Genomic DNA, 20,260 nt, shown 5'->3' with positions numbered 1-20,260 from the left:
ACGGCCAGCCTCACCCCCTCTGCCCGCCCCCAGCAACAGCTCAACTCAGCCTGAATCGCTAGCCCTCCAGACATTCATGAAAAAGGTGTTATGAAGTAACGACATTCCAGTCACAGGCGCATGCCCAAAATATGAACAAATTTTCATCTATAGAGGTCCCGGATTCATAAAATGTTCATCCATTACTGCTAAGCTAATGATAGCGTTGCAGCAACTCTGTACAGTGGAATGAAGGAAGGGGAGTGGCATTCATGGCGCAGATTCCGAGCGATCACCACATTACCTATCAGCTCCAGTACCGCAAGTGCGGGAAACCGACCTGTAGCACCTGCCGCGATGGTCAGGGACACGGCCCCTACTGGTATGCCTACTGGCGCGAGGGGTCACGGCTACGCTCAGGCTATGTCGGCAAGGAGCGACCGGCAGGTGACAAGCTTCCAGAGCGCGAGAGGAAGCGACGCCCGGGTGGGGGACGCACTGAACGCCAGGCCCGTCGGGGAAGCACGCCCTTACCTCTGGTCGCCGCCTTGAGTTGACAGGGTCGGCTCAGAGAAGATCAGATCAGCAGACGGGTGAGGAGGAACAACCACTACCGCCAACACCTTCTATGAGAACGGGGAAGCCGGCGAGGGCCGCTTTGGCTGGCGACACGGACCCAAGGACCAGGGTCTGGCCGAGTCCTCACGCGGAGAGCAAGGCTAGCTCCAGCCAGGAGAACAGTGCATCGCTCCGTTGTCCCTGTCGCCACTTCTGCTTCTGTGATAGAATCATCTCGACAGTATTCTACCCAGAGTTGGGAGCTGCGGGATGAAATGTCCATATTGTGGCGGCACCGAGTCACGTGTCAAAGACTCGCGTGACATCGGAGACGCAATCCATAGGAGACGTGAATGCGAACGCTGCAAGGGGCGCTTCAGTACCTATGAGCGGGTCGAACCATCCCACCTGATGGTCATTAAGCGCGATCAGCGCCGCGAGCCGTTCGATCGCCAGAAGCTCTATATCGGCATTCGCAAAGCCTGCGAGAAGCGGCCCCTTCCCGTCGGAGAGATCGAAAGCGCGATCGACGAAATTGAACAGGAGCTTTATCGCATGGGCCGGCAGGAGGTACCCAGCAGCGTGATCGGCGAGCTGGTAATGGAGCGCCTGCGCCGCATGGATAAAATCGCCTATATCCGCTTCGCAAGCGTCTACCGCTCCTTCGGCGATGTGGAAACGATGTTCGAGGAGATCCAGCAGCTGCTCAATCGCGAGAAGGCAGAATAAGCCCGCCACAACGCTTATCCCGCCTCCCTCACGACCTGAGCAGCGCCATCTCCTGACTGCCACGGCAGGAAGACCTGCACGCTTTTCCTAACTCACCACTTCCTACCATGATCTCCTCTCCGTATGAGGCTGGCCATTTCTGTGCGCCGCATCCCTCCTGGCCTTGTGCTGGCCGCACCCACCAAGTTGCGCCAGATCGGGGGGACTCCGGCGCCTCGAGCTGCCTCGTTACCCCTCTTCATCTCCCCTACCTCCAGTCCTCCACCAGTCCCCCGCTCCCGGTCCCTCTAATGCTCCGCGAGGCGCCCCTCCGCTTTTCTCAGGCGACGGCTGAGGACGCTCAGCAGCTTGAGGGCAAGCTCCGGTTGCTTCCGCAGGACAATGCGAAAGTCCCAGATCGGAAGAATGACAGCCGTGGTCTCTTCTTCGGCAATGACACTGGCCGAGCGAGGAAGATCATCCAGCAGGGCCATTTCTCCCAGCACTTCCCCAGGCCCAGCCGTCCCAATCACTTCCTCCGCCCGATCAGGATCAGTGGCCTGGACAATGCGCACTCGCCCTGCGGTGATAATGTACAGGCCAGTTCCCGTATCGCCCTGATGAAACAGCGCTGTGCCAGCGCTGTAGTGTCGCTCTTGAGCGCTCATAGCAATTTCTCTGAGTTCTTTGTCGCTCAAGCCCGAAAATAAGCTCACCTTCCTTAAAGCATCCTCATACATTGTAAATGGCTCCTCGTGCAAAATCGGCTCGCTACCCGAGCGGGCACCTGCCACGCTTTCGTCGTTTTGGCCCGGCTGTATTGTATCACAGCGGCTCAGCCTTGTCTCCTTTTTGACTTTCTGACTGGGACGCACTACAATAAGTGGGACGACAGATCGACACAAGATAAGAGTAATCAAGGCCCGAGCCACTCGCTAGAGAGATCAGAGAGCCATGACAACGCAAGATATCTCAGTGGCCCATCAGCGACTCCGCGAGGGGGTCGATGCCCTCAATGAGGGGAAGCTCGATAAGGCCGCCGAAGCTTTCAACGATGCCGAAGTGCGCTTTCGCCTGGCCGGCGATTACCGCCACGCCGGCGATAGCCGCATGCTACTCGCTGAGGTGCAGCAACAGAACAGTCTGATTGATAGTGCTATCATCAGTTACTCACGTGCACGCAATTATTACCGTCAGGCTGAGCAGCCGCTGAGCGAGGCCGGCGCCACGATGGCCCTGGGCCATTTGGAGCGACAGCGGGCCCATCTCGATCTGGCACAACAGGCTTACGAGGAGGCCAACGCTCTCTATCAGCAGCAGCGTTCCGTCCGGGGACAGGGCAATGTCTGGCTCGCTTTGGGCCATCTGGAGCTGCAACGAGGCCATATCGCAGAGGCTGCCGCCTATTACCAGCAGGCCATCGCCGCCTTCCAGGAGGCCGGAGAGGTCATCACAGAGGCGGACGCCCGCCGCAGCTACGGCGATACTCGCCGCCTTGAGCAGCAGTTTGCCACTGCTGAGGAAGCCTACAGACAGGCACTGGCCGTCTACGAGGCTCAACGGGACTACTACGGCGCTGTCGATGCTTTGAGTGGCCTCGCCCAGCTCTGCCTGGAGCAGTGGCGGCTTGCTGAGGCCGCCGATCTCTTCGGCGAGGTAATCCGGCGCTCACTAGAGTTAGAGTATGAGCTGGGGCAGGCCGATGGGAACCTCGGACTGGCCGCCGTGGCTCTGGCCAATAACCAGCTTGAACAGGCGCTGGCCAGCGCGCAACGCGCTCAGCAGGTCTACGAGGATCAGCGCAACGCGCTGGGGCTTGCCCAGGCCCTGCGCCTGTTGAGCGAGATTAATCTCCGCCGCGGACAGCTGGCTTATGCCACGTCGCAGGTGCAGCGCGCCTTGCGCACGTATCAGGCGCTTGCTCGCCGCCCCGGTACAGCAGAGGCTCAGCTCTGCCTGGCCGAGATCCTGCGGCGGCGCGGCCAGCTGGAGCGAGCCGCGGAAACCTTCGCTGTGGCCCACGAGCAAGCCCACCTCTCCGCGAACGCTCTGCTGCCAAATCAGGCGCTGCTGGGCCTTGGCGAGATCTATCGCCAGCGTGGCCAGACAGCCCGCGCTCATGAGGTCTACCAGGAGGCCGCCACACGGGCCGCCCGATTGGCCGAGCCATTCCGCTCCTATGGCCTGGCAGAAGCTACCTTGCACCAGGCACGGCTGGCTATTGCCAGCGGCTCGCTGACGACCGCCTGGGAGCAGCTCTATCAGGCCCGCCATCACGTCGAGTCAGGCTCTTCTCACTATGCGCGCCTTGCTCCACTGCTGGCCCTGGCCGAGGGCGAGTGGTATCTGACGCTGGGCGAGCCGACCCGCGCCGAGGGCCGCTTTAGCGAGGCGCGTCAGCGGGCCGAGATGCTCCAGGAGCCGTTGCTGGCCGCCGAGGCCCTGCTGGCCCTGGCCCGCGCCTATCTGGCTCGCAGCGAGCTGGAGGCCGCTTTGCTGACCTACACTGAGGCCGAACGACAGTTCCAGCAGCTGGAAAATCCTGTCGGCACGGCTGCCGCTACCCTGGGAAGCGCTCAGGTGTTGATCGGTCAGCAGCGTTGGTCAGAGGCAATCGAACGCTGCGAGGCCGCTCTGACTCGCTTCGAGCAGCATGAGGATCTCACCGGCCAGGCCGAGACCCTGCTGGCTCTGGGCCTGGCTCGTCGCAATAGTGAGCAGCTTGACGAGGCCTGGGCCAACTTGGAGGCCACTCTACGGCTCTATCAGCAACAGGGTCAGCCTCTGGGTGAGTCGGATGCTCGCTACGAGCGCGCCGGCGTGCTGCTGGCTCAAGGACGGCTCGATGAGGCCGCGGACGAGCTGCAGCGGGCGATCGCTCTCGTGGAGCAGGTGCGTCAGACGCTGCCCACTCCCGAGCAATGGACGGCCCCCTTTATGCGCCAGTATGCCGCGCTCTACGCGCAGGCAGCCATTACAGAGGTGCGCCGTCATCGGGAGCAGCAGGCCCGCGCCCTGGTGGAGGCCTATGTGCGCCTGGCCGGCTCACATGAGCTGCTGGAGCAGCTTAAAGCCTACGAAGAGAGCATTCCTACTGGGGGAGAGCACTTGAGCGAGGAGGCTATCGGCGCCAATAAGGATCTGCTGAAACGCCTCCGCCAGCTACGAAAGGGGTTGGCCTCATAGGGTCAGCCAGGCTGATCTCTCGACCGCCAAGCCGGGACCAGGCTTCACCGGCTTGGCGCTAGCTGAAAACTGGACATAGATGAGAGGCCAGGCTTGATACCTTGCCAGTAGGCTCCAAACACCTTATTATCTAGCTAGCAAGACAAGAGTCGAACAGGCCACGAGCAACGGGAGGAGACTATGGATTTGCGCTTCTTGCGTGGTGACCCCCAGGCACCCAAGGGACATGCGATCTTTTTCGCCCACAGCAGCGAGGATGAGCGGCGCATCTTCTATACCTACTGTGTGGTGCCGCCTCTCCCGCTGTCACTGGCCAGATACCTGCCCTCGATCCTGGCCGCCCACCTGCCAATGGATGAGCCCAATGTGCAGGTGATGCCAATCCCCCCGATGCTGGAGGAGCTGGAGGGGGGGAAAGGCCTCGATTATCTGCAGGTCCTGGCCCGCTACCGTGATGACGACCTCTGCGAACTGGGGGCTATTCATCCGCGTGACGAAGCGGCAAAAATGCAGTTGGCAGCTCAGGCCTGCCAGGAGTACGGTCAGCTCTATCTGAACTACAGCACTTCTTTCGAACAGGTCGCCAGCCGCCCCTCCGCCCAGGACGAGCTGCCAGCCCTGGATGACCTGGACCCCGAGGAGCTGCTCTTCCAAACAATGACTGACCGTCAGCGCCTGGCAGAGCTGGGAAAACTGGTCGGGGTCGCTCGCTACGCCCTCGAGGGCCATGACTCGCATCTCCTGCAGGAAACACAGCAGAAGATGCAGCGTATCGCCCGATTCCTCCCCGAGAAGTATAAAGGAAATGCCCTGATCACTGCAGCTTGCGATGCAGGCAAGCACTCCGCTCGCATCGCCGAGCTCTACCTGGAACGGGCTTATAAGCTTCTCGATGAGGAATACGCGGACATCCCACGCATCGAACAGGCGATCCGCGAGCTGCAACAATCTGCTTGACGTGCGCCTATCTCTCTTCCGCCCCAGGCATTTCCAGCCTGTGTGCCAGTGCCCCCAGCGCCGCAGAGTCAACGGTCAGCTGCTGATCCGTCTCCTCCCTCTGTGGCTTCGCCTCTCTCTCTCCTGCACTTTTCGCTTGATTACGAGATGATAAAATACGTAAAGATAATGGAGATATTTTATGGCATCAGTCGGCATGAGGGTTGATCTCTCGGAGCTGGTCGAGGCCGCGGCAGCGGCTGATGCGCCGCGCCTGGCCAGCCTGACCCGGGAGTTGGTTCACGGCAAGGCAGATATCGATGTGTTGATCGGGCGCGTCGGGATGATCGCCGCTCATGGCGACCCCGAAGGGCACGTGATTTTGACGCTGACAGCCGCAAGCGTCTTGAGCCGCTGGCTCCACGCCTACGATCATCTGGTAGGCGAGAGCGTGGAGAATCGTTTGCGTCCCTTGCCCCTGCTGGTCCAGGCTCTCTGCGCGGCCAGTGCAGCCGTACGTGAGGGGCGCAGTAAGCAGCCGAACTATCCGCGGCCTTACTATCCCAGTGAGCTCCCCGAGGGGAAGAGTGTCGGTGCTTTGATGCGTGAGGCTATCTATCAGAACCAGGCCGAGCTGGCTGAGCGCCTCCTCTTTGGTCTCTATGCCACAGGCGCCGACTATCGCACGCTGCAGGCTCGCACCTATGAGGGGCTGGCCATGACTTTCCACCAGGCCGGTCATCCGCTGATGTTCGCCGTGCGTGGCTATCAGTTACTCGATCCAGTGGAGTGGGGAGATCGGGCCCCCAATATTATTCATTGGCTCGCTCCTCGCCTACCTGTCCGCAGCGAGGAACCGGCCTGGATCGGGACGGTGCGTGACTTCATTGCCCAGCATCAAGGGGATTTCGAGATAATCCGTCGGCGCATCTCGCCACCCAAGAATGAGCGTGCTCTTCCTCTGCGCGCGCTGCTGCTGAGCGATGCCGGGCCAGTTCAGGTTTGCCAGGCCATCCACGAGGCGCTGATTCAGGGCGAGGCTTCGCGGCGCGCAGTTGGCTCGGCCATTGCTCTCGCTGCTGCCGACATCCTGAACCAGATCGGCGATGAGGATCGGACGGCCTTCATTCAGGCAGCCCACGGTCTTCTGTACGCCGCCGCCGTGCGCCTGGCCTTTGCTGAGGTCCAGGATATCGAGGTGACTCCCCTGCTCTTTACTGCGGCGGTCTTCGTCAACGAGCTGCGCAAACATCTGGGATTGGCCAGCGGCCAGCTCCATCAGAGCACTCATCACGTCCATGTCGGCGGCGGTTTGCTGGCTCCTGCTTTGCTGGAGACGCTCCAGGGCGAGCTGGAGGCCCGCGATCTTGAAGGGGCCTATCTGGCTGCTCGCCGTTACCTTGATCTCGGCTACGAGCCCAAGCCGCTCTTCGCCACGATTGGTCTGGTCGCTGCCCAAGCGGATGCAGGCGCTGATCAAGGCCATACCTTGCAAATTGTGCAGGCAGCCGGCGAGGAGTTCATGGGCTGGCCTCGCGATCTGACAGAGGCCGACCTGAGCGTCTTCCTGCGCGCTGCGTTGCGGGCCTCAGCCCTGGCTCCACGTAATACGCTGGCCTCAGCGCTCTAGGGGAGAGGCGAGAGCCATAGAGCAGATGGGGGTCGCATAGCCCCCCCCAGGAGACAGGGGCGCGATCTGCAAAGCGAGAAGCCGGGACTCCAACGGTGGTATCTGCACGGTTGGCATGGCGGATGGGACAGGCAGATGAAGACAGATGAAGGTGAGCCGAGCAGTACCGCTCTGGGTCCCGGCTTTTTGCCTCTGTTTGCATTGTAGACTCCTGACACTCCCCCTCTGCCTCTCTTTCCTGGAAAGCAGAGACAGTGGCTGCCATTATGGCAGACCAGCCCACGCCCGGCGACGCTTCTCCCACCGTTCCGCGTTCTTTACTTGGGTAGCCTTCGGTGCGAGGATTTTGCAGGAGCATACATACAATGATGAGTCAGATCGATCAACAGAAGAAGAAGAAGAAGACCAGGTACCTTCAGCGAAGCCTGGCCGCGGTAGTCTCTCTGCTGGCTGTCATGCTCACGCTGGCCTCCTGCCAGATTGGCAGCCGCCAGCCCCATCTTGTGAAAGCTCCGGCCAGCAAGCAGGTTTATCGCGAGCCGCAGATTGGCCTTGCCGACTACACGACGCTCGATCCAGCCTTAGTCACCGACCCTTCGGCGATCCGCGCCGTCGAGCTGGTCTTTACCGGACTGGTCCAGCTTGATGATCAGCTCCAGATCCGTCCCCAGCTCGCCAGCTCTTGGAGCGTCTCTAGCGATGGTCTGAGCTGGACCTTTCACCTGAAGCCAAACCTGAAGTTTAGCGATGGTACCCCGCTGACTGCTCAAGATGTGGCTTACAGCCTTGATCGCGCGCTACAACCGTCAACGCGCTCGACAACTGCCCCCCTTTACCTGGCGCTCTTGCGCGATGCTGATAAGCTCTTAGCTGGCACTATCTCAACCTTGCTTAACGATAGTATCCTGGTACGAGATAAGCAGACGGTTGTCTTGATCACGCGCCAAAAAGCTCCCTATTTTCTGACCATGCTCACTAATCCCTGCGCTTTCGTGGTTGAGCGGAGTCTGGTCGAAAAATATCATGGGAGCTTCAGCGATCATCTGTCGGAAGGTGGGGGGGCTGGCCCTTTCAAAGTGGCCCGTTATGTCCACGGTCAGGAAATCGATTTTGTGCCTAATGCACACTACTATGGCGCTAAGCCCCAGCTGAGCCGCATCGTCTTTTCTTTCTATCGTCAGGCGAGTGACGCTTATCATGCCTACCAGAGTGGCCAGGTGGATCTGACCAGCGTTCCTCTGGCCAGCTACGCCAGCGACAAGAAGCGCGCGGACTTCCACCAGGTCCCTCAGCTATGGATTAACTACTATACCATGAACTATCTGGTGAAGCCCTTCGATAACATCCATATCCGTCAGGCTTTCGCCCTGGCGATTAATAAGGTGACCATTACCGAACAGGTCTGGAAAGGCACGGTGCTGCCGACGAACCATATCGTGCCCCAAGGTATGCCTGGCTATAACGCCAGACTGACCGGCCCCGACGGCACCCAAAATCTGACCGGCAATCCAGCGAAGGCCCGCCAGCTGCTGGCTCAGGGCCTGCAGGAAGAGCACCTGTCAAGTTTGCCGCCTATCAAGCTCACCTATGCTACAGGGCTGAATAGCCTGGATCAGGAGGCCAAGGCTCTGATCGAGATGTGGCGTCAGAATCTGGGGGCAACTGTTACAGCCGATCCCGTCGACTATAATACGCTGCTGAGCCGCGTGACGGCAGCCACGAACAACCCCAACGGTCTCCAGATGTGGGGTCTGGCCTGGGTCGCTGAGTACCCTGATCCGCAGGATTGGCTCTCGGCCCAGTTCGGTCAGGGAGTCCCTAACAATAATATGAACTACGGCCAGAACGTCAGCAACGACGCAGCGATGCAGCAGCTGGTCCAAAAGAAGCTACAGCAGGCCGATGGCACGCTGGATACGGCCACCCGCCTGCGCCTTTACCAGGAGGCCGAGCAACAGCTCGTCAATGATGTCGCCTGGCTACCATTGGAGCAGGTGAATGCGGTCTTTCTGCGCAACCCGCTGATCGTTGGCTTCAAGGACAACGGGATGAATCTGGTGCCGCCCGATGACTGGGCGAACATCTACGTTGTCGAAAATCAGTCCTGACCATAGCAGGGCCAGGCTCTCCTCACGCTAGCCGAAGGAGAGAAGGACGACAGAGACCAGAAACAGAAGAGGCTCGCGGAGCGACTCTTCTCGGGAAGGGGCAAGCCTGCTGGCTTTGCCCCTTTCCTTATTCCTTTGAGGTGGTCCTCCTTTCCTACTCGCTGTCTCTTTGCTTGCTCCCGGCAGAGGGGTCCCGTATGATAACAGCGACGGTGGTGCCAGACTTCGGATGCCGCTTGCCATCCCAACGATCCACCAGCCCAGAGCAAGCTCTACGCCGGCAGCGCGGTGCTCTCGTTGGGTGCTGACGCCCGTCACCGCCCAAAGCCACAGCCAGCTAGCCAGGCCGCCCACAGGGAGAGCATCGCGAGACCGGGCGACGTCAGGGGACCGTCTACTGCCCGGCTGGCGGCATAGCTATCCACATCAACAAGCAATGATCTCTAGCCAACAATATGGCAGCTTGCTTTAAGCAGCGATGGAGAAGCTCCTTATGTCTACCCAGCAACGTATGAGCACAGCAGGTTTCGTAGCGCTGCTCTCTCTTCTGGTCATCCTGCTGGGCGCCTGTGGAGGAGGCAACTCCGGTAATACGACCTCCGCCCGCAAAGCCCCTCTTAGCCAGCAGGTCTTCGTCGAGCCAGAGCGCGGGATTCAGGACCTGTCAACCTTTGACCCCGCGTTGACTCTCGATGTACCATCGACGACGGCGATCCAGATGGTCTTCACGGGCCTGGTGTCACTAGACAAGGACCTGGTCGTTCGTCCTCAGCTGGCCAGCTCGTGGACGGTCTCGCCCAATGGCCTGACCTGGACCTTCCACCTGAAACCCAACCTGAAGTTCAGCGACGGTACGCCATTGACCTCAATGGATGTTGCCTACAGCCTGGATCGCGCCCTGCAGCCCGCTCAACATTCGTCCACAGCCCCAACCTATTTGGGCCTTATCAAGGATGCCGATCGCCTCGTCAAGGGGCAGATTCGCACGATCATCGGCGATAGCGTGCTCACGCCCGACCCCCAGACGGTCGTCATCCTGGCACGCCAGAAGGCCACCTATTTCCTCAATGCCTTGACTTACCCTTGCTCCTATGTAGTCGAGAAGAAGCTCATCGATAAGTACGGCACGAAGTGGACCGATCACCTCCAGGAAGGCGGTGGGGCCGGCCCCTTTAAAGTCCAGGAATACACACACAACAAGCGCATTGTCTTCGTTCCCAACTCCAATTACTACGGCCCCAAGCCCCAGCTGCAGCAGGTGATCTTTCCTTTCTATCGAGAGACCGACACCGCCTATAAGGCCTATCAAGCAGGTCAGGTCGACTTTGCGATTGTGCCCAGCCAGCAGGTTGCTCGTGTCCGCAATCAGCCGGAGTTCCACCTGATTCCCCAGCTGTGGATCAGATACTATGGGATGAACTACCTGGTCAAACCTTTCGACAGCATCAATATACGGCGCGCCTTCGCCCTCGCCCTGAACAAGGACGAACTGGCACACGCCATCTGGAAAGATGTGCCGATCCCGACCAACCATATTATTCCCCTGGGGATGCCGGGCTACAATCCGAACCTGCGCGGCCCAGATAACACGGTCAACACCCGCGGGAATGGGCAGCTGGCACGCCAATATCTCCAGAAGGGCCTGCAGGACGAGGGTCTCACCAGCGCCTCCCAGCTTCCGCCAATCACGATCACCTATCCTTCTGGCAACCAGGACCAGGCGAATGAGATTACGGCAGCCATTCAGATGTGGCAGAACGTCCTGGGAGTGACTGTCAGGGGTGAGGCCATCGATTTCAATAAGATGCTGGATGAGCTTTCCAACACCGCCGGCAATCCTCACGGCCTGCAAATGTGGGCCATCGGTTGGGTGGCCGACTACCCCGACCCCCAGGACTGGACAACGCTCCAGTTCGATGCCGGCTCTCCCTACAATCAGGTGAACTACGGTCAGAATAATGCGTCCGATCGCCTGCAGCAACAGGCCACCCAGAAATTGTTAGAGGTTGCCGATACCTTGCCGGACTCCAATGCGCGCCTGCAGGCGTACCAGAACGCCGAGCAGCAGCTTGTCAACGATGTGGCCTGGCTGCCTATCACCCAGGTGCGCAGCGCCTATGTCCTGAAGCCCTACGTACAGGGCTTCGTGCTCAACGCTCAGCTGCAGGTACCTCCCGACGCCTGGTCTCAGATCTATATCAGCGTCCACTAAGGTAAAGCCTACCCACGGCCTGACGAAAGCAGCACAGCCAGCGAGCGCCAGATAGTAGCCGTCGACCAGCTCATAGACAGTCGCTGCAGCGCTCTGGCTGCGCCTGCTTTCGTCAGATCCTACCTCCAGCTTCCCTGCCCTCCTCCGCCTGCCCGGCGCTGGCCTTCCGTCTCCCATTCCCGCCGGAGAGCCTGAGAGATCAGCCGCTAAGAAGACGTAAGTAATAATGCCTTGAACCTGAACAGGGTTGAAACTCGCCTATTTCCACGGCGATTCAGCTGATCAGGGGTGCCAGCGCAACCAATACCAGGACGGCCCCGCCGTCCGGCCCTGAGCAAGGGACTGTTCTCTTCGCGTGCCGTGTTTTTCCACCAACACCGCACGTATCCTGTCTTCTGGATCGGTTAGCACTCCCTCTGCAGTCCCTGCCCGGAAAAGGGATGTGGAGGGAACTGGAACGTTGGCTGAGCAGCCACCAGCAAGCCTGGCTCGCGTCGGCTCTGCTGCCGTGGCTAGCGTTCACCTTATGGTTAGGAGCACGATCCATGTCCGCACTGCGTAAGAGAACCTACCCAGTCGGCCTAGCTCTCACGCTCTTCTCCTTATTTGTTTTCCTGCTGACCGCCTGCGGCGGTGGGACACAAACGACCTCGACGCAGAAAGCCCCAGCCAGTAAGCAAGTCCTCGTTTACCCAGAAGCGGGAGTCAACGATATCGCCACCTTCGACCCCGGCCTCTCGACCGACCTCTATTCGATTCAGGCCATTGACATGGTCTTCACCGGCCTGGTCCAGCTCGACAACAATCTGGTCATCCAGCCACAGCTGGCCTCTTCATGGCAGACCTCCGCGGATGGGCTGACCTGGACCTTCCATCTGAAGCCTAATTTGCGGTTCAGCGATGGTACCCCCCTCACCTCTGCTGACGTCGCCTACAGCATCGATCGAGCCTTGCAGCCAGCAGAGCACTCGACCACGGCCCCAATTTATCTGGCCCTGATCAAGGACGCTGACCTGCTGCAAAAGGGGAAGATCAAGACCATCATTGGCGACAGCATCCAGATCCCTGACTCCAATACGGTGGTCATTACCATTAAAAAGAAGGCCGCTTACTTCCTGGATGCGCTCACCTATTCCTGTTCCTACGTGGTGGAAAAGAAGTTGATCGACAAATACGGCAAGAGCTGGACCGACCATCTTGACGAAGGCGGCGGCGCAGGCCCCTTCAAGGTGCAATCGTACCAGCATAGCAAGCAGATTGTCTTTGTCCCCAATCCCTACTACTATGGCCCCAAGCCCCAGTTGCAGAAGGTGACCTTCCCCTTCTATCAGAAGGTTGATACCGCCTATCAAGCCTACCGCGCCGGCCAGGTTGATATAGCGGGCGTGCCTAGCTCGTACGTCGATCAGGCGCGGAAAGGGAACGACTTCCACCTGGCCCCTCAGCTGTGGATCAACTACTATACCATGAACTACCTGGTGAAGCCCTTCGACAGCATCAACATGCGCCGGGCCTTCGCTCTGGCTATCAACAAGGATGAAATTGTCCACGCAGTCTGGAAGGACATCTACATTGCCACGAACCATATCGTGCCCAAAGGGATGCCAGGCTACAACTCGAACCTCAAAGGGCCAGATGGCACGACCAGCACCGCCGGGAATCCCACAATGGCCAAGCAGTATCTGGAGGCCGGCCTCAAAGATGAAGGGCTAACCAGCGTCTCCCAGCTTCCACCGATCACCCTGACTTACCCAAGCGGCTCCGCCGATTCGGATCGAGAGGCCACAGCCCTGACCCAGATGTGGCAAAGGGTCCTTGGGATCACGGTCAAAGTCCACGCCGAGGACTTCAACAAGCTGCTGGACGATATTGTAGCCGCGACCAACAATCCACATGGTCTGCAATTCTGGGGCATTGCCTGGATCGCGGACTATCCCGACCCGCAGGACTGGCTGACGCTGCAATTCGACGCCGGCGTGCCGAACAACAACATGAACTACGGGCAGAACCATAGTCCCGACGCCGCTCAGCAGCAGGCCACCCAGAAGCTGATGGAGCAGGCCGACGCCATGCCCAACGGCCCAGCTCGCTACCAGTCCTACAACCAGGCCGAGCAGCAGCTTGTCAATGACGTGGCCTGGCTGCCGATGGAACAGGTGCAGGCTCCCTACGTGGTCAAAACCTATGTCCACGGCTTCTTCTACAATCCTCAGCAGCTGATTCCGCCCGACTACTGGTCCCAGATCTATATCACTCAGCACTAGTCTCGTCAATCAGGACGCTATCGGCTCGGACCCGTCCCGGTAGCGCTGGTACCACAAGGCAGCACTCAATCGCTCACTCAGCTGGCCTGGCCTCTCACCCCAGCCAGACGCCATCGTCGGCTGAGCCAGCAGGCCGTCAGTGAGATGAATCCTCGACCGCCAGAGCCTGGCGGAGCAGGAGCCAGAGCGCTCCTCTCCCCAGGCTCTTCCCCCTTTTCTCTTATTGCTCTCCCCCCACCTTGACCTTGCCCCGGCTGCTCCTTATAATAGCCCCTGTCTGTTCGCCTGGCCGCTTTCCCTTCTTCACCAGCCTGTTTCCCAGCCTGACCCAGCAGCCAAGGAACCACTGTCGGCCTGGTCCCCGCAGGCAGCACAGCAGCACCGGCAGGTCATCAGCCCAGACAGGGAGCAAGTTGACGGTGGGAAGCTGCTCTACGCGCATGTGAGCAATGCAGGCAGGCGAGCGTAATAATATGGTGGCAGAAGCATAACCTCTAGCTTGACAAGCCTGATAGCGCTCCTTAAAATATGGGACAAGATCCGTCATGTAACGTCTGTTGTCCGCTACAGTCCAGATTTATCTATGAGAGGGTGCCATTTCATAGATCTTCCACCTCTAGCGGAACGTGACATGGGTACACTTGTCCACGAAGGAGGCAAGAGACAGGGTGCAAAGTGGGATAAGGGGAGAGGGAGAGGGCAAGAGACGGGCCTCCTTCTCGTCAAGCGAGCGCTGACAGGACAGTAAGGGGCTTAGCATGATACAGTTTCTGATCAAGCGCCTCATCGGCTTAGTCTTCGTGGTGATCGGAGTTACTTTCATCACCTTCATTATGGGCTACTTTGCCCCGGGCGACCCAATCCGCACCATGCTGGGTGAGCACTTTTCCCCCCTGCTCTACGCTCAGCTGAGGCATGCCTACGGACTGGACTTGCCCTGGTATGAGCAGTACTGGAACTTTCTCGTCCACCTGGCCCATTTCGATTTTGGCTACTCGTTCAAGACACAGGGGCGACCGGTTTGGGACATTCTCAAGGACGGCGTCCCTGTTTCTATGGAACTGGCTCTGTGGGCCCTGGTAGTCTATCTGCTGATCGGGGTTCCCGTGGGGATCATCTCCGCGCTCAAGGCCAATACCTGGGTGGATACCCTGAACATGGGCATCATGCTGGTACTCTATGCGATGCCCATCTTTGTCTTCTGTGTCCTGGTTCAAGTGCTGATCGTCTTCATCGACCAGGAAACGGGAGCAGGCTGGCCGGTAGCAAACTGGGGCGAACCCTGGCACTATACCTGGACCGATATCCAGTTTAAGCTCGCGCCTGTACTGGTCTTCGGACTGGCCGGTGCCGCCTACTTTGCGCGTATCACTCGTACCAGTATGCTGGAAGTAATGCGCCAGGATTACATCCGTACGGCCCGCGCAAAGGGGCTGCCCGAACGTGCTGTGATCTATCGACATGCGCTGCGCAATGCGCTCATTCCACTGATCACCGTGACAGGCGTCACGTTGGGCTTCACCATTACGGGCGCCTTTCTCATCGAGAATATCTTTAACATCCCCGGCATCGGCACCATCACTGTCTCGTCTGTACTTGATCGTGACTATCCGGTCATCCAGGCGACGACGGTACTACTGGCCTTCGGGGTCGTGATGGGCAACTTGCTGGCGGATATCGCCTACACGCTGGTCGACCCCCGCATCAAGCTCGAATAGGAGGCGAGACAATGGATATGCGCGACCGAGAGATTCAACCAGCCTCCCCCCTGATCGCCCCGGATACGAACCTGATGGTGCCTGCAGAGCCGGAACTCCTGGTCGAGACGCCGGGCGTGATACCGGAGGCCGAAGGGCCGAAAGAGCGCAAACCGGTCTCGCCACTGCGCGAGTCACTGCGTCGTCTGCGCCGTGATAAGCGGGCTATGGTCAGCCTGGGCGTGATCATCTTTATGGTGCTGCTGTCGCTACTCGGGCCTTTTATCTACCAGCACCTGGGAGGTATTTACAACAGCCCCGACAATGGGCCGATTCCTGCGACGGTCTACCGCACCTTCTACCACCAGGAGCTGAGCCACCAGGATGAGCTTCCATCCGCCCAGTATTGGCTGGGGACCGATGACCTAGGACGCGATATTCTGGCCCGCCTGATGCAGGGTCTGCTCGTCTCTATCAGCGTGGCGGTCCTGGTGGAGGTCATCGACATTACGATGGGCATCCTGGTCGGCGTCCTGGCCGGTTACTTTGGGGGCTGGATCGACCAAGTTCTGGCCCGCTTAACGGACATCATTTTCGCCTTCCCGGGGCTGCTCTTTATCATCCTGCTCACCGGCATCTTCGGCACCTGGGCCGATACTACCTTGAGCAACGTCCCCATCGTCGGCCCCAACGGGAACGCCCGCTTGCTTCTGGTCTCAGCAGCCCTGGCCCTCGTCTCTTGGCCTCTGATGGCTCGTCTCGTGCGCGGCCAAACGCTTCAGATTAAGGAACAGCAGTTCATCGAAGCAGCCCGCACTGCTGGTAGCAGCAACCTCAAGATCATCTGGCGCCACATCATTCCTAACCTGTTCAGCATCGTTGTGGTGGCCGCGACCCTCGATATCTCCAACACCATTATCGGTGAGGCGAGCATCAGCCTGCTGGGTCTCGGCGTTCAGCAACCAGGTTCGAGCCTTGGCCTGATGATCTCCGAGGCCAGTAACGCAGTGGATACGCACCCCTGGGAGGTGCTGGTCCCCTCGGTGACGCTGGCCATCCTGGTGCTGGCCTTCTCCTTCCTCGGCGACGGCCTACGCGATGCCTTCGATCCTCGCACCAAAGACTAAGCAAGCGAACCATGCAAGAGCGGAGCATACACCCATGCCAGAAAACCTGCTGGAAGTGAATAATCTCAAGACCTACTTCTTTACTCGCGGCGGCGTTGTCAAGGCCGTAGACGATGTCTCCTTCACCATGCGGTCTGGCGAGGCCCTGGGAGTGGTCGGCGAAAGCGGCTGCGGCAAGAGCGTGACCGCGCTCTCCATTATCCGTCTGATCGCTTCGCCGCCAGGCAAGATCGTCGGGGGTGAGATTCTCTTCAACGGCGAGAATATCCTGGAGAAGAACAACGAGGAGATGACGGAGCTGCGCGGCAGTAAGATCTCGATGATCTTCCAGGACCCGATGACCTCTCTCAATCCAGTCTTCACCATCGGGTACCAGATCGCCGAGACGGTCAAGCGCCACCGCAAGGGCATCTCGAACGATCAGGCCTGGCAGCGGGCGATCGAGATGCTGGACCTGGTACGCATTCCCGATGCACGCCGGCGGGCCAAGAGCTACCCTCACGAGTTCAGTGGCGGCATGCGCCAGCGCGTTATGATCGCGATCGCTCTGGCCTGCAACCCACAGCTGTTGATTGCCGATGAGCCTACCACGGCCCTCGACGTGACCATTCAGGCCCAGATTCTCGAACTGATGAAGGGCCTGGCTAAGGAGTTCGGCACGGCCCTGATGCTGATCACTCACGATCTCGGCGTGGTCGCTGGCACCTGCGAGGACGTGATTGTGATGTACGCCGGCCATATTGTGGAGTCGGCCCCAGTGCGACAAATCTTCCAGACACCGGCCCACCCCTACACCATCGGACTCCTGCAGTCGATTCCCCGCCTGGACGAGAAGCGTGGCACGCGCCTGACTCCCATCCCCGGGCAGCCCCCCGACCTCTCACGCGAGATTATCGGCTGCCCCTACGCATCGCGCTGCCCGCGGGTCCAACCTCGCTGCCGACAAGAACGGCCAGAGTTGAAACCGGTAGGCCGCGGTGAGCAGCTTGCCGCTTGCTTCTATCCAAGCTAGCCAGGGAGAGAGGGAGAAGGACGCTATGGTACAACAGCAGATGGCAACCTCGACAGCCACTGGAACAACGCTGGTCGAGGTCAAGGGTCTGAAGGTCCATTTTCCAATTAAAGGCGGCCTCTTCAATCGCACAATCGCTCATGTGAAGGCCGTCGATGGCGTCGATCTGACGATTCGTCGCGGCGAGACGCTTGGCCTGGTAGGAGAGAGCGGCTGCGGCAAGTCAACGACAGGACGAGCGATTCTGCAGCTCATCAAGCCCACTGGGGGGAGTGTCAAGCTGAATGGGGTGGAACTGACAAAGCTGCCACCCTCTGAGCTGCGCAAGAAGCGCGCTGAGATGCAGATGATCTTCCAGGACCCCTTTGGCTCGCTCGATCCACGCTTTACAGTGGGGCAGATTATTGCAGAGCCGCTGGAGAACTTCAAACGGGGAAACGCTCGTGAGATCCGTGAGCAGGTGGCTCACCTGCTAGAGGTCGTGGGACTCAACCCGTATTACGTGAACCGCTTCCCCCACGAGTTCAGTGGCGGCCAGCGCCAGCGCATCGGCATTGCTCGCGCTCTGGCGCTGCGTCCCTCGTTCATCGTCGCCGACGAGCCGGTCTCAGCGCTCGATGTCTCGATTCAGGCCCAGGTGGTGAACTTGCTCCAGGACCTGCAGGCCGAGTTCGGCCTGACTTATCTCTTTGTGGCGCACAATCTCTCAGTGGTGAAGCACATCAGCGATCGCGTCGCTGTGATGTATCTGGGGCGGATTGTCGAGCTGGCGGAGAGCGAGAAGCTCTACGAGCTGCCGCTGCATCCCTATACGCAGGCCCTGCTCTCGGCCATCCCCGTGCCTGATCCCGAGGTCGAGGCCCGCCGCAAGCGCATCATTTTGGAGGGGGATGTGCCCAGCCCGGTAAATCCTCCGTCGGGCTGCAATTTCCACCCACGTTGCTGGAAAGCACAACAGATCTGCCGCGAGGTGACGCCGCCCCTCGAAGAGAAGGAGCGGAATCACTATGTCGCCTGCCACTTCCCTGGCTGAGAAGCCCTGCTCCTTCTTGCTTCGCCCCACTTCGGCCTCCCAGGGCCAGAGGCAAGCAGGTTAGGGAAGGAAACAGAGAAGGGGCTTCCAGCCAGAAAGCACAAGCAGCGCCGTCGCGCCGGCTGCCTGCGAAAACAGAGTCGGCTCGCGGCGCTGTCCCCTTTTATCAAAGGAGAGACCTCTGTACTCAGCCTCCTGGCAGAATGCTGCCGTTCTCAGCGCAGCCCAGCCAGATAACCGGGGCTGCTGCGCCGGCGAGGGCCAGATCAGCAAGGAAGCTAGTCCCCACCAGGATAAGACCGGGGAGAAGCCTGCCACCCACTCGCGAAAAGATCGTCGACTTCGAGGGGCAGCAGGCTCTCGCTGCGTTAATCCTGGTTACGTAGTTCCAGCTGCTTAATACGCAAGAGAAGACGCAGCCGGGCAGCGAGATGGCGGGCATCGACCGGCTTGACCACGTAGTCGTCAGCGCCGGCGGTGAATCCAGCGATTTTGTCCTGTACCGTCATCTGCGAGCTGAGGATCATCACAGGGAGATGGCGCAATGAAGACTGGTCGCGCACAAAGCGACAGAGATCGAGGCCATTCTCGTTGCCCAGCACAATCTCACAAATCAGCAGATCAGGTGGCTCTTCGAGCAAGCAACGACGAGCTTCTTCCAAAGAAGAGGCGCAGCGGACTGTAAACATATGCTCCAGGGCTTGCCTAATGCGTCCCTGGGTATGCGGATCATCATCAACGAAGAGCACCCGCGGCAATTGCGCTGTCCTTGGTTCACGAGCCATGAGACGGATAGATAGCATCGTCGATCAGCACTTACATGAAATAAGTGTTCAAGCTGCTCAATAATAAAACCGACACAGACAGAGGAAAACGGGAAGCGAGAGGCCTCTCCCGCGGCCATCCTTCTTCCTTGCAGCGAAGAGAAGCGGACAGCCCTCTGCCAGCAAGAGAAGCACGAGACAAAAGATCCTGGCCGTCACCTGGTCGAGAGTGGTCTGGCTTGGACCTGTTTGTCGCTTGCGCATCTGTTCAAGAGCTGTTGCAGCAGCGTACTCCCGTGCAGGAGAGCGGCCTGCGCACGGTCCCCAGCGTGCGCAGCTAGCTCGTCACACTTATCGCTGTTGCTGCTGTTCACTCTGGCTGCGCATCAATTCATCCATGCGGCGCTGGCGGTCGGCGGGAGTCAGGCGCAGAACGCGCTCGATAGCCGCATTGAGGGCGCTAGGTTTAAATGGCTTGGTCAGATACTCATCGACCCCGGAGAGAAGGCCTGTGAGCTGATCCTCCTCGCGTGTCATCGCGCTCAGGATGATCATCGGAGTATCGGCGGTGCGCGCATCGCCCCGCAGGCAGCGTACCAGCTGGTAGCCATCCATCCGAGGCATCTTCACATCGATGATGACGCAATCGGGGTGATGGGCATAGACCTGTTCCAGGCCCTGGACGCCGTCATAAGCGACGATGACCTCGTACGAGCCTTGGAGATTCACGGCATATTTGATAAGCTCTACAATAGTAGGATTATCGTCGATGACCAGCACTTTCTTCATCGTCTTTTTCGCCGTCTAAAGCCGTCTTGCTCAGGCACTGCACTTTATCTCTCCTCAACAGCAAAGACGACCCACCCCTTTGCATTGTAACACACCTGCGTGGCCTTGCCAACTGAGGCCCTCGGGAGTACTAGCCAGGCAAGCGATCAGACTGCTTGCCGCTTGTATAGTCGCTGGCTGCCTTTGCTTCGTTTGTCCTCGTGTGATACAATGGAACAGATATCAACGGGCTGCCGACAGCTCTGCCTGTCCTGGCG

15 protein-coding genes are annotated in these 20,260 nt (G+C 59.3%); 12 read left to right on the top strand and 3 right to left on the bottom strand.

Annotated features, from left to right (window positions below; all coding sequences use genetic code 11):
- The first annotated feature begins 251 nt into the window (after nucleotides 1-251).
- Together N688_RS06690 and nrdR are read left to right on the top strand one after the other, a co-directional pair.
- Nucleotides 252-536 (top strand): DUF6788 family protein, encoded by a 285-nt coding sequence (locus N688_RS06690; RefSeq protein WP_052888557.1) that lies wholly within the window; start codon nucleotides 252-254, stop codon nucleotides 534-536.
- 271 nt (nucleotides 537-807) lie between these two features.
- Nucleotides 808-1,266, top strand: coding sequence for a transcriptional regulator NrdR (gene nrdR, locus N688_RS06685; RefSeq protein ID WP_052888556.1), 459 nt, complete (start codon nucleotides 808-810; stop codon nucleotides 1,264-1,266).
- A gap of 287 nt (nucleotides 1,267-1,553) precedes the next feature.
- Here the strand turns inward: nrdR and N688_RS06680 are convergent, their stop codons facing one another.
- On the bottom strand, nucleotides 1,554-1,985 hold the full coding sequence (locus N688_RS06680) for a cyclic nucleotide-binding domain-containing protein (protein WP_052888555.1): 432 nt from the start codon (nucleotides 1,983-1,985) through the stop codon (nucleotides 1,554-1,556).
- A 214-nt stretch (nucleotides 1,986-2,199) separates the two neighbouring features.
- On the opposite strand from N688_RS06680, the gene N688_RS06675 reads away from it, so the two are divergent.
- The 10 genes from N688_RS06675 (at nucleotide 2,200) to N688_RS06630 (ending at nucleotide 18,450) form a co-directional block, all read left to right on the top strand.
- Complete coding sequence (locus tag N688_RS06675) at nucleotides 2,200-4,431, top strand: tetratricopeptide repeat protein (RefSeq protein ID WP_052888554.1); 2,232 nt, start codon at nucleotides 2,200-2,202, stop codon at nucleotides 4,429-4,431.
- Nucleotides 4,432-4,611: 180 nt separating this feature from the next.
- Nucleotides 4,612-5,388, top strand: a complete 777-nt coding sequence (locus tag N688_RS06670; protein WP_052888553.1) for a hypothetical protein — start codon at nucleotides 4,612-4,614, stop codon at nucleotides 5,386-5,388.
- A 181-nt stretch (nucleotides 5,389-5,569) separates the two neighbouring features.
- Nucleotides 5,570-6,997 (top strand): hypothetical protein, encoded by a 1,428-nt coding sequence (locus tag N688_RS06665; protein ID WP_052888552.1) that lies wholly within the window; start codon nucleotides 5,570-5,572, stop codon nucleotides 6,995-6,997.
- A 365-nt stretch (nucleotides 6,998-7,362) separates the two neighbouring features.
- Nucleotides 7,363-9,105: a peptide ABC transporter substrate-binding protein gene (locus N688_RS06660; protein WP_052888551.1), complete on the top strand. Its 1,743-nt coding sequence runs from the start codon at nucleotides 7,363-7,365 to the stop codon at nucleotides 9,103-9,105.
- Between the two features lie 493 nt (nucleotides 9,106-9,598).
- Nucleotides 9,599-11,317 (top strand): peptide ABC transporter substrate-binding protein, encoded by a 1,719-nt coding sequence (locus tag N688_RS06655; RefSeq protein WP_052888550.1) that lies wholly within the window; start codon nucleotides 9,599-9,601, stop codon nucleotides 11,315-11,317.
- Between the two features lie 545 nt (nucleotides 11,318-11,862).
- Nucleotides 11,863-13,581, top strand: coding sequence for a peptide ABC transporter substrate-binding protein (locus N688_RS06650; protein ID WP_052888549.1), 1,719 nt, complete (start codon nucleotides 11,863-11,865; stop codon nucleotides 13,579-13,581).
- 758 nt (nucleotides 13,582-14,339) lie between these two features.
- Nucleotides 14,340-15,299: an ABC transporter permease gene (locus N688_RS06645; protein ID WP_052888548.1), complete on the top strand. Its 960-nt coding sequence runs from the start codon at nucleotides 14,340-14,342 to the stop codon at nucleotides 15,297-15,299.
- 11 nt (nucleotides 15,300-15,310) lie between these two features.
- Nucleotides 15,311-16,405: an ABC transporter permease gene (locus N688_RS06640; protein WP_052888547.1), complete on the top strand. Its 1,095-nt coding sequence runs from the start codon at nucleotides 15,311-15,313 to the stop codon at nucleotides 16,403-16,405.
- A 34-nt stretch (nucleotides 16,406-16,439) separates the two neighbouring features.
- On the top strand, nucleotides 16,440-17,417 hold the full coding sequence (locus N688_RS06635; protein ID WP_052888546.1) for an ABC transporter ATP-binding protein: 978 nt from the start codon (nucleotides 16,440-16,442) through the stop codon (nucleotides 17,415-17,417).
- A gap of 25 nt (nucleotides 17,418-17,442) precedes the next feature.
- The gene (locus N688_RS06630) at nucleotides 17,443-18,450 is read left to right on the top strand and encodes an ABC transporter ATP-binding protein (RefSeq protein WP_052888545.1); all 1,008 of its coding nucleotides are present in this window, start codon (nucleotides 17,443-17,445) and stop codon (nucleotides 18,448-18,450) included.
- Between the two features lie 368 nt (nucleotides 18,451-18,818).
- Here N688_RS06630 and N688_RS06620 read toward each other — a convergent pair whose 3' ends face one another.
- The gene (locus N688_RS06620; RefSeq protein ID WP_081838588.1) at nucleotides 18,819-19,253 is read right to left on the bottom strand and encodes a response regulator; all 435 of its coding nucleotides are present in this window, start codon (nucleotides 19,251-19,253) and stop codon (nucleotides 18,819-18,821) included.
- A gap of 312 nt (nucleotides 19,254-19,565) precedes the next feature.
- A complete protein-coding gene (locus tag N688_RS06615) occupies nucleotides 19,566-20,003 on the bottom strand; it encodes a response regulator transcription factor (RefSeq protein ID WP_052888542.1) in 438 nt (145 codons plus the stop codon).
- Nucleotides 20,004-20,260: the final 257 nt, after the last annotated feature.

This window comes from Thermogemmatispora carboxidivorans (assembly GCF_000702505.1).
Classification (GTDB): domain Bacteria; phylum Chloroflexota; class Ktedonobacteria; order Ktedonobacterales; family Ktedonobacteraceae; genus Thermogemmatispora; species Thermogemmatispora carboxidivorans.
This window is presented reverse-complemented; position numbering and strand designations above follow the sequence as displayed.

Excerpts from the sequence above, each read along its gene's own strand:
- nrdR (WP_052888556.1), top strand. The coding sequence starts at position 808 with ATGAAATGTCCATATTGTGGCGGCACCGAGTCACGTGTCAAAGACTCG.
- N688_RS06650 (WP_052888549.1), top strand. The coding sequence starts at position 11,863 with ATGTCCGCACTGCGTAAGAGAACCTACCCAGTCGGCCTAGCTCTCACG.
- N688_RS06645 (WP_052888548.1), top strand. The coding sequence starts at position 14,340 with ATGATACAGTTTCTGATCAAGCGCCTCATCGGCTTAGTCTTCGTGGTG.
- N688_RS06655 (WP_052888550.1), top strand. The coding sequence starts at position 9,599 with ATGTCTACCCAGCAACGTATGAGCACAGCAGGTTTCGTAGCGCTGCTC.
- N688_RS06615 (WP_052888542.1), bottom strand. The coding sequence starts at position 20,003 with ATGAAGAAAGTGCTGGTCATCGACGATAATCCTACTATTGTAGAGCTT.
- N688_RS06620 (WP_081838588.1), bottom strand. The coding sequence starts at position 19,253 with ATGCTATCTATCCGTCTCATGGCTCGTGAACCAAGGACAGCGCAATTG.
- N688_RS06665 (WP_052888552.1), top strand. The coding sequence starts at position 5,570 with ATGGCATCAGTCGGCATGAGGGTTGATCTCTCGGAGCTGGTCGAGGCC.
- N688_RS06690 (WP_052888557.1), top strand. The coding sequence starts at position 252 with ATGGCGCAGATTCCGAGCGATCACCACATTACCTATCAGCTCCAGTAC.
- N688_RS06675 (WP_052888554.1), top strand. The coding sequence starts at position 2,200 with ATGACAACGCAAGATATCTCAGTGGCCCATCAGCGACTCCGCGAGGGG.
- N688_RS06670 (WP_052888553.1), top strand. The coding sequence starts at position 4,612 with ATGGATTTGCGCTTCTTGCGTGGTGACCCCCAGGCACCCAAGGGACAT.
- N688_RS06630 (WP_052888545.1), top strand. The coding sequence starts at position 17,443 with ATGGTACAACAGCAGATGGCAACCTCGACAGCCACTGGAACAACGCTG.
- N688_RS06680 (WP_052888555.1), bottom strand. The coding sequence starts at position 1,985 with ATGTATGAGGATGCTTTAAGGAAGGTGAGCTTATTTTCGGGCTTGAGC.
- N688_RS06660 (WP_052888551.1), top strand. The coding sequence starts at position 7,363 with ATGATGAGTCAGATCGATCAACAGAAGAAGAAGAAGAAGACCAGGTAC.
- N688_RS06640 (WP_052888547.1), top strand. The coding sequence starts at position 15,311 with ATGGATATGCGCGACCGAGAGATTCAACCAGCCTCCCCCCTGATCGCC.
- N688_RS06635 (WP_052888546.1), top strand. The coding sequence starts at position 16,440 with ATGCCAGAAAACCTGCTGGAAGTGAATAATCTCAAGACCTACTTCTTT.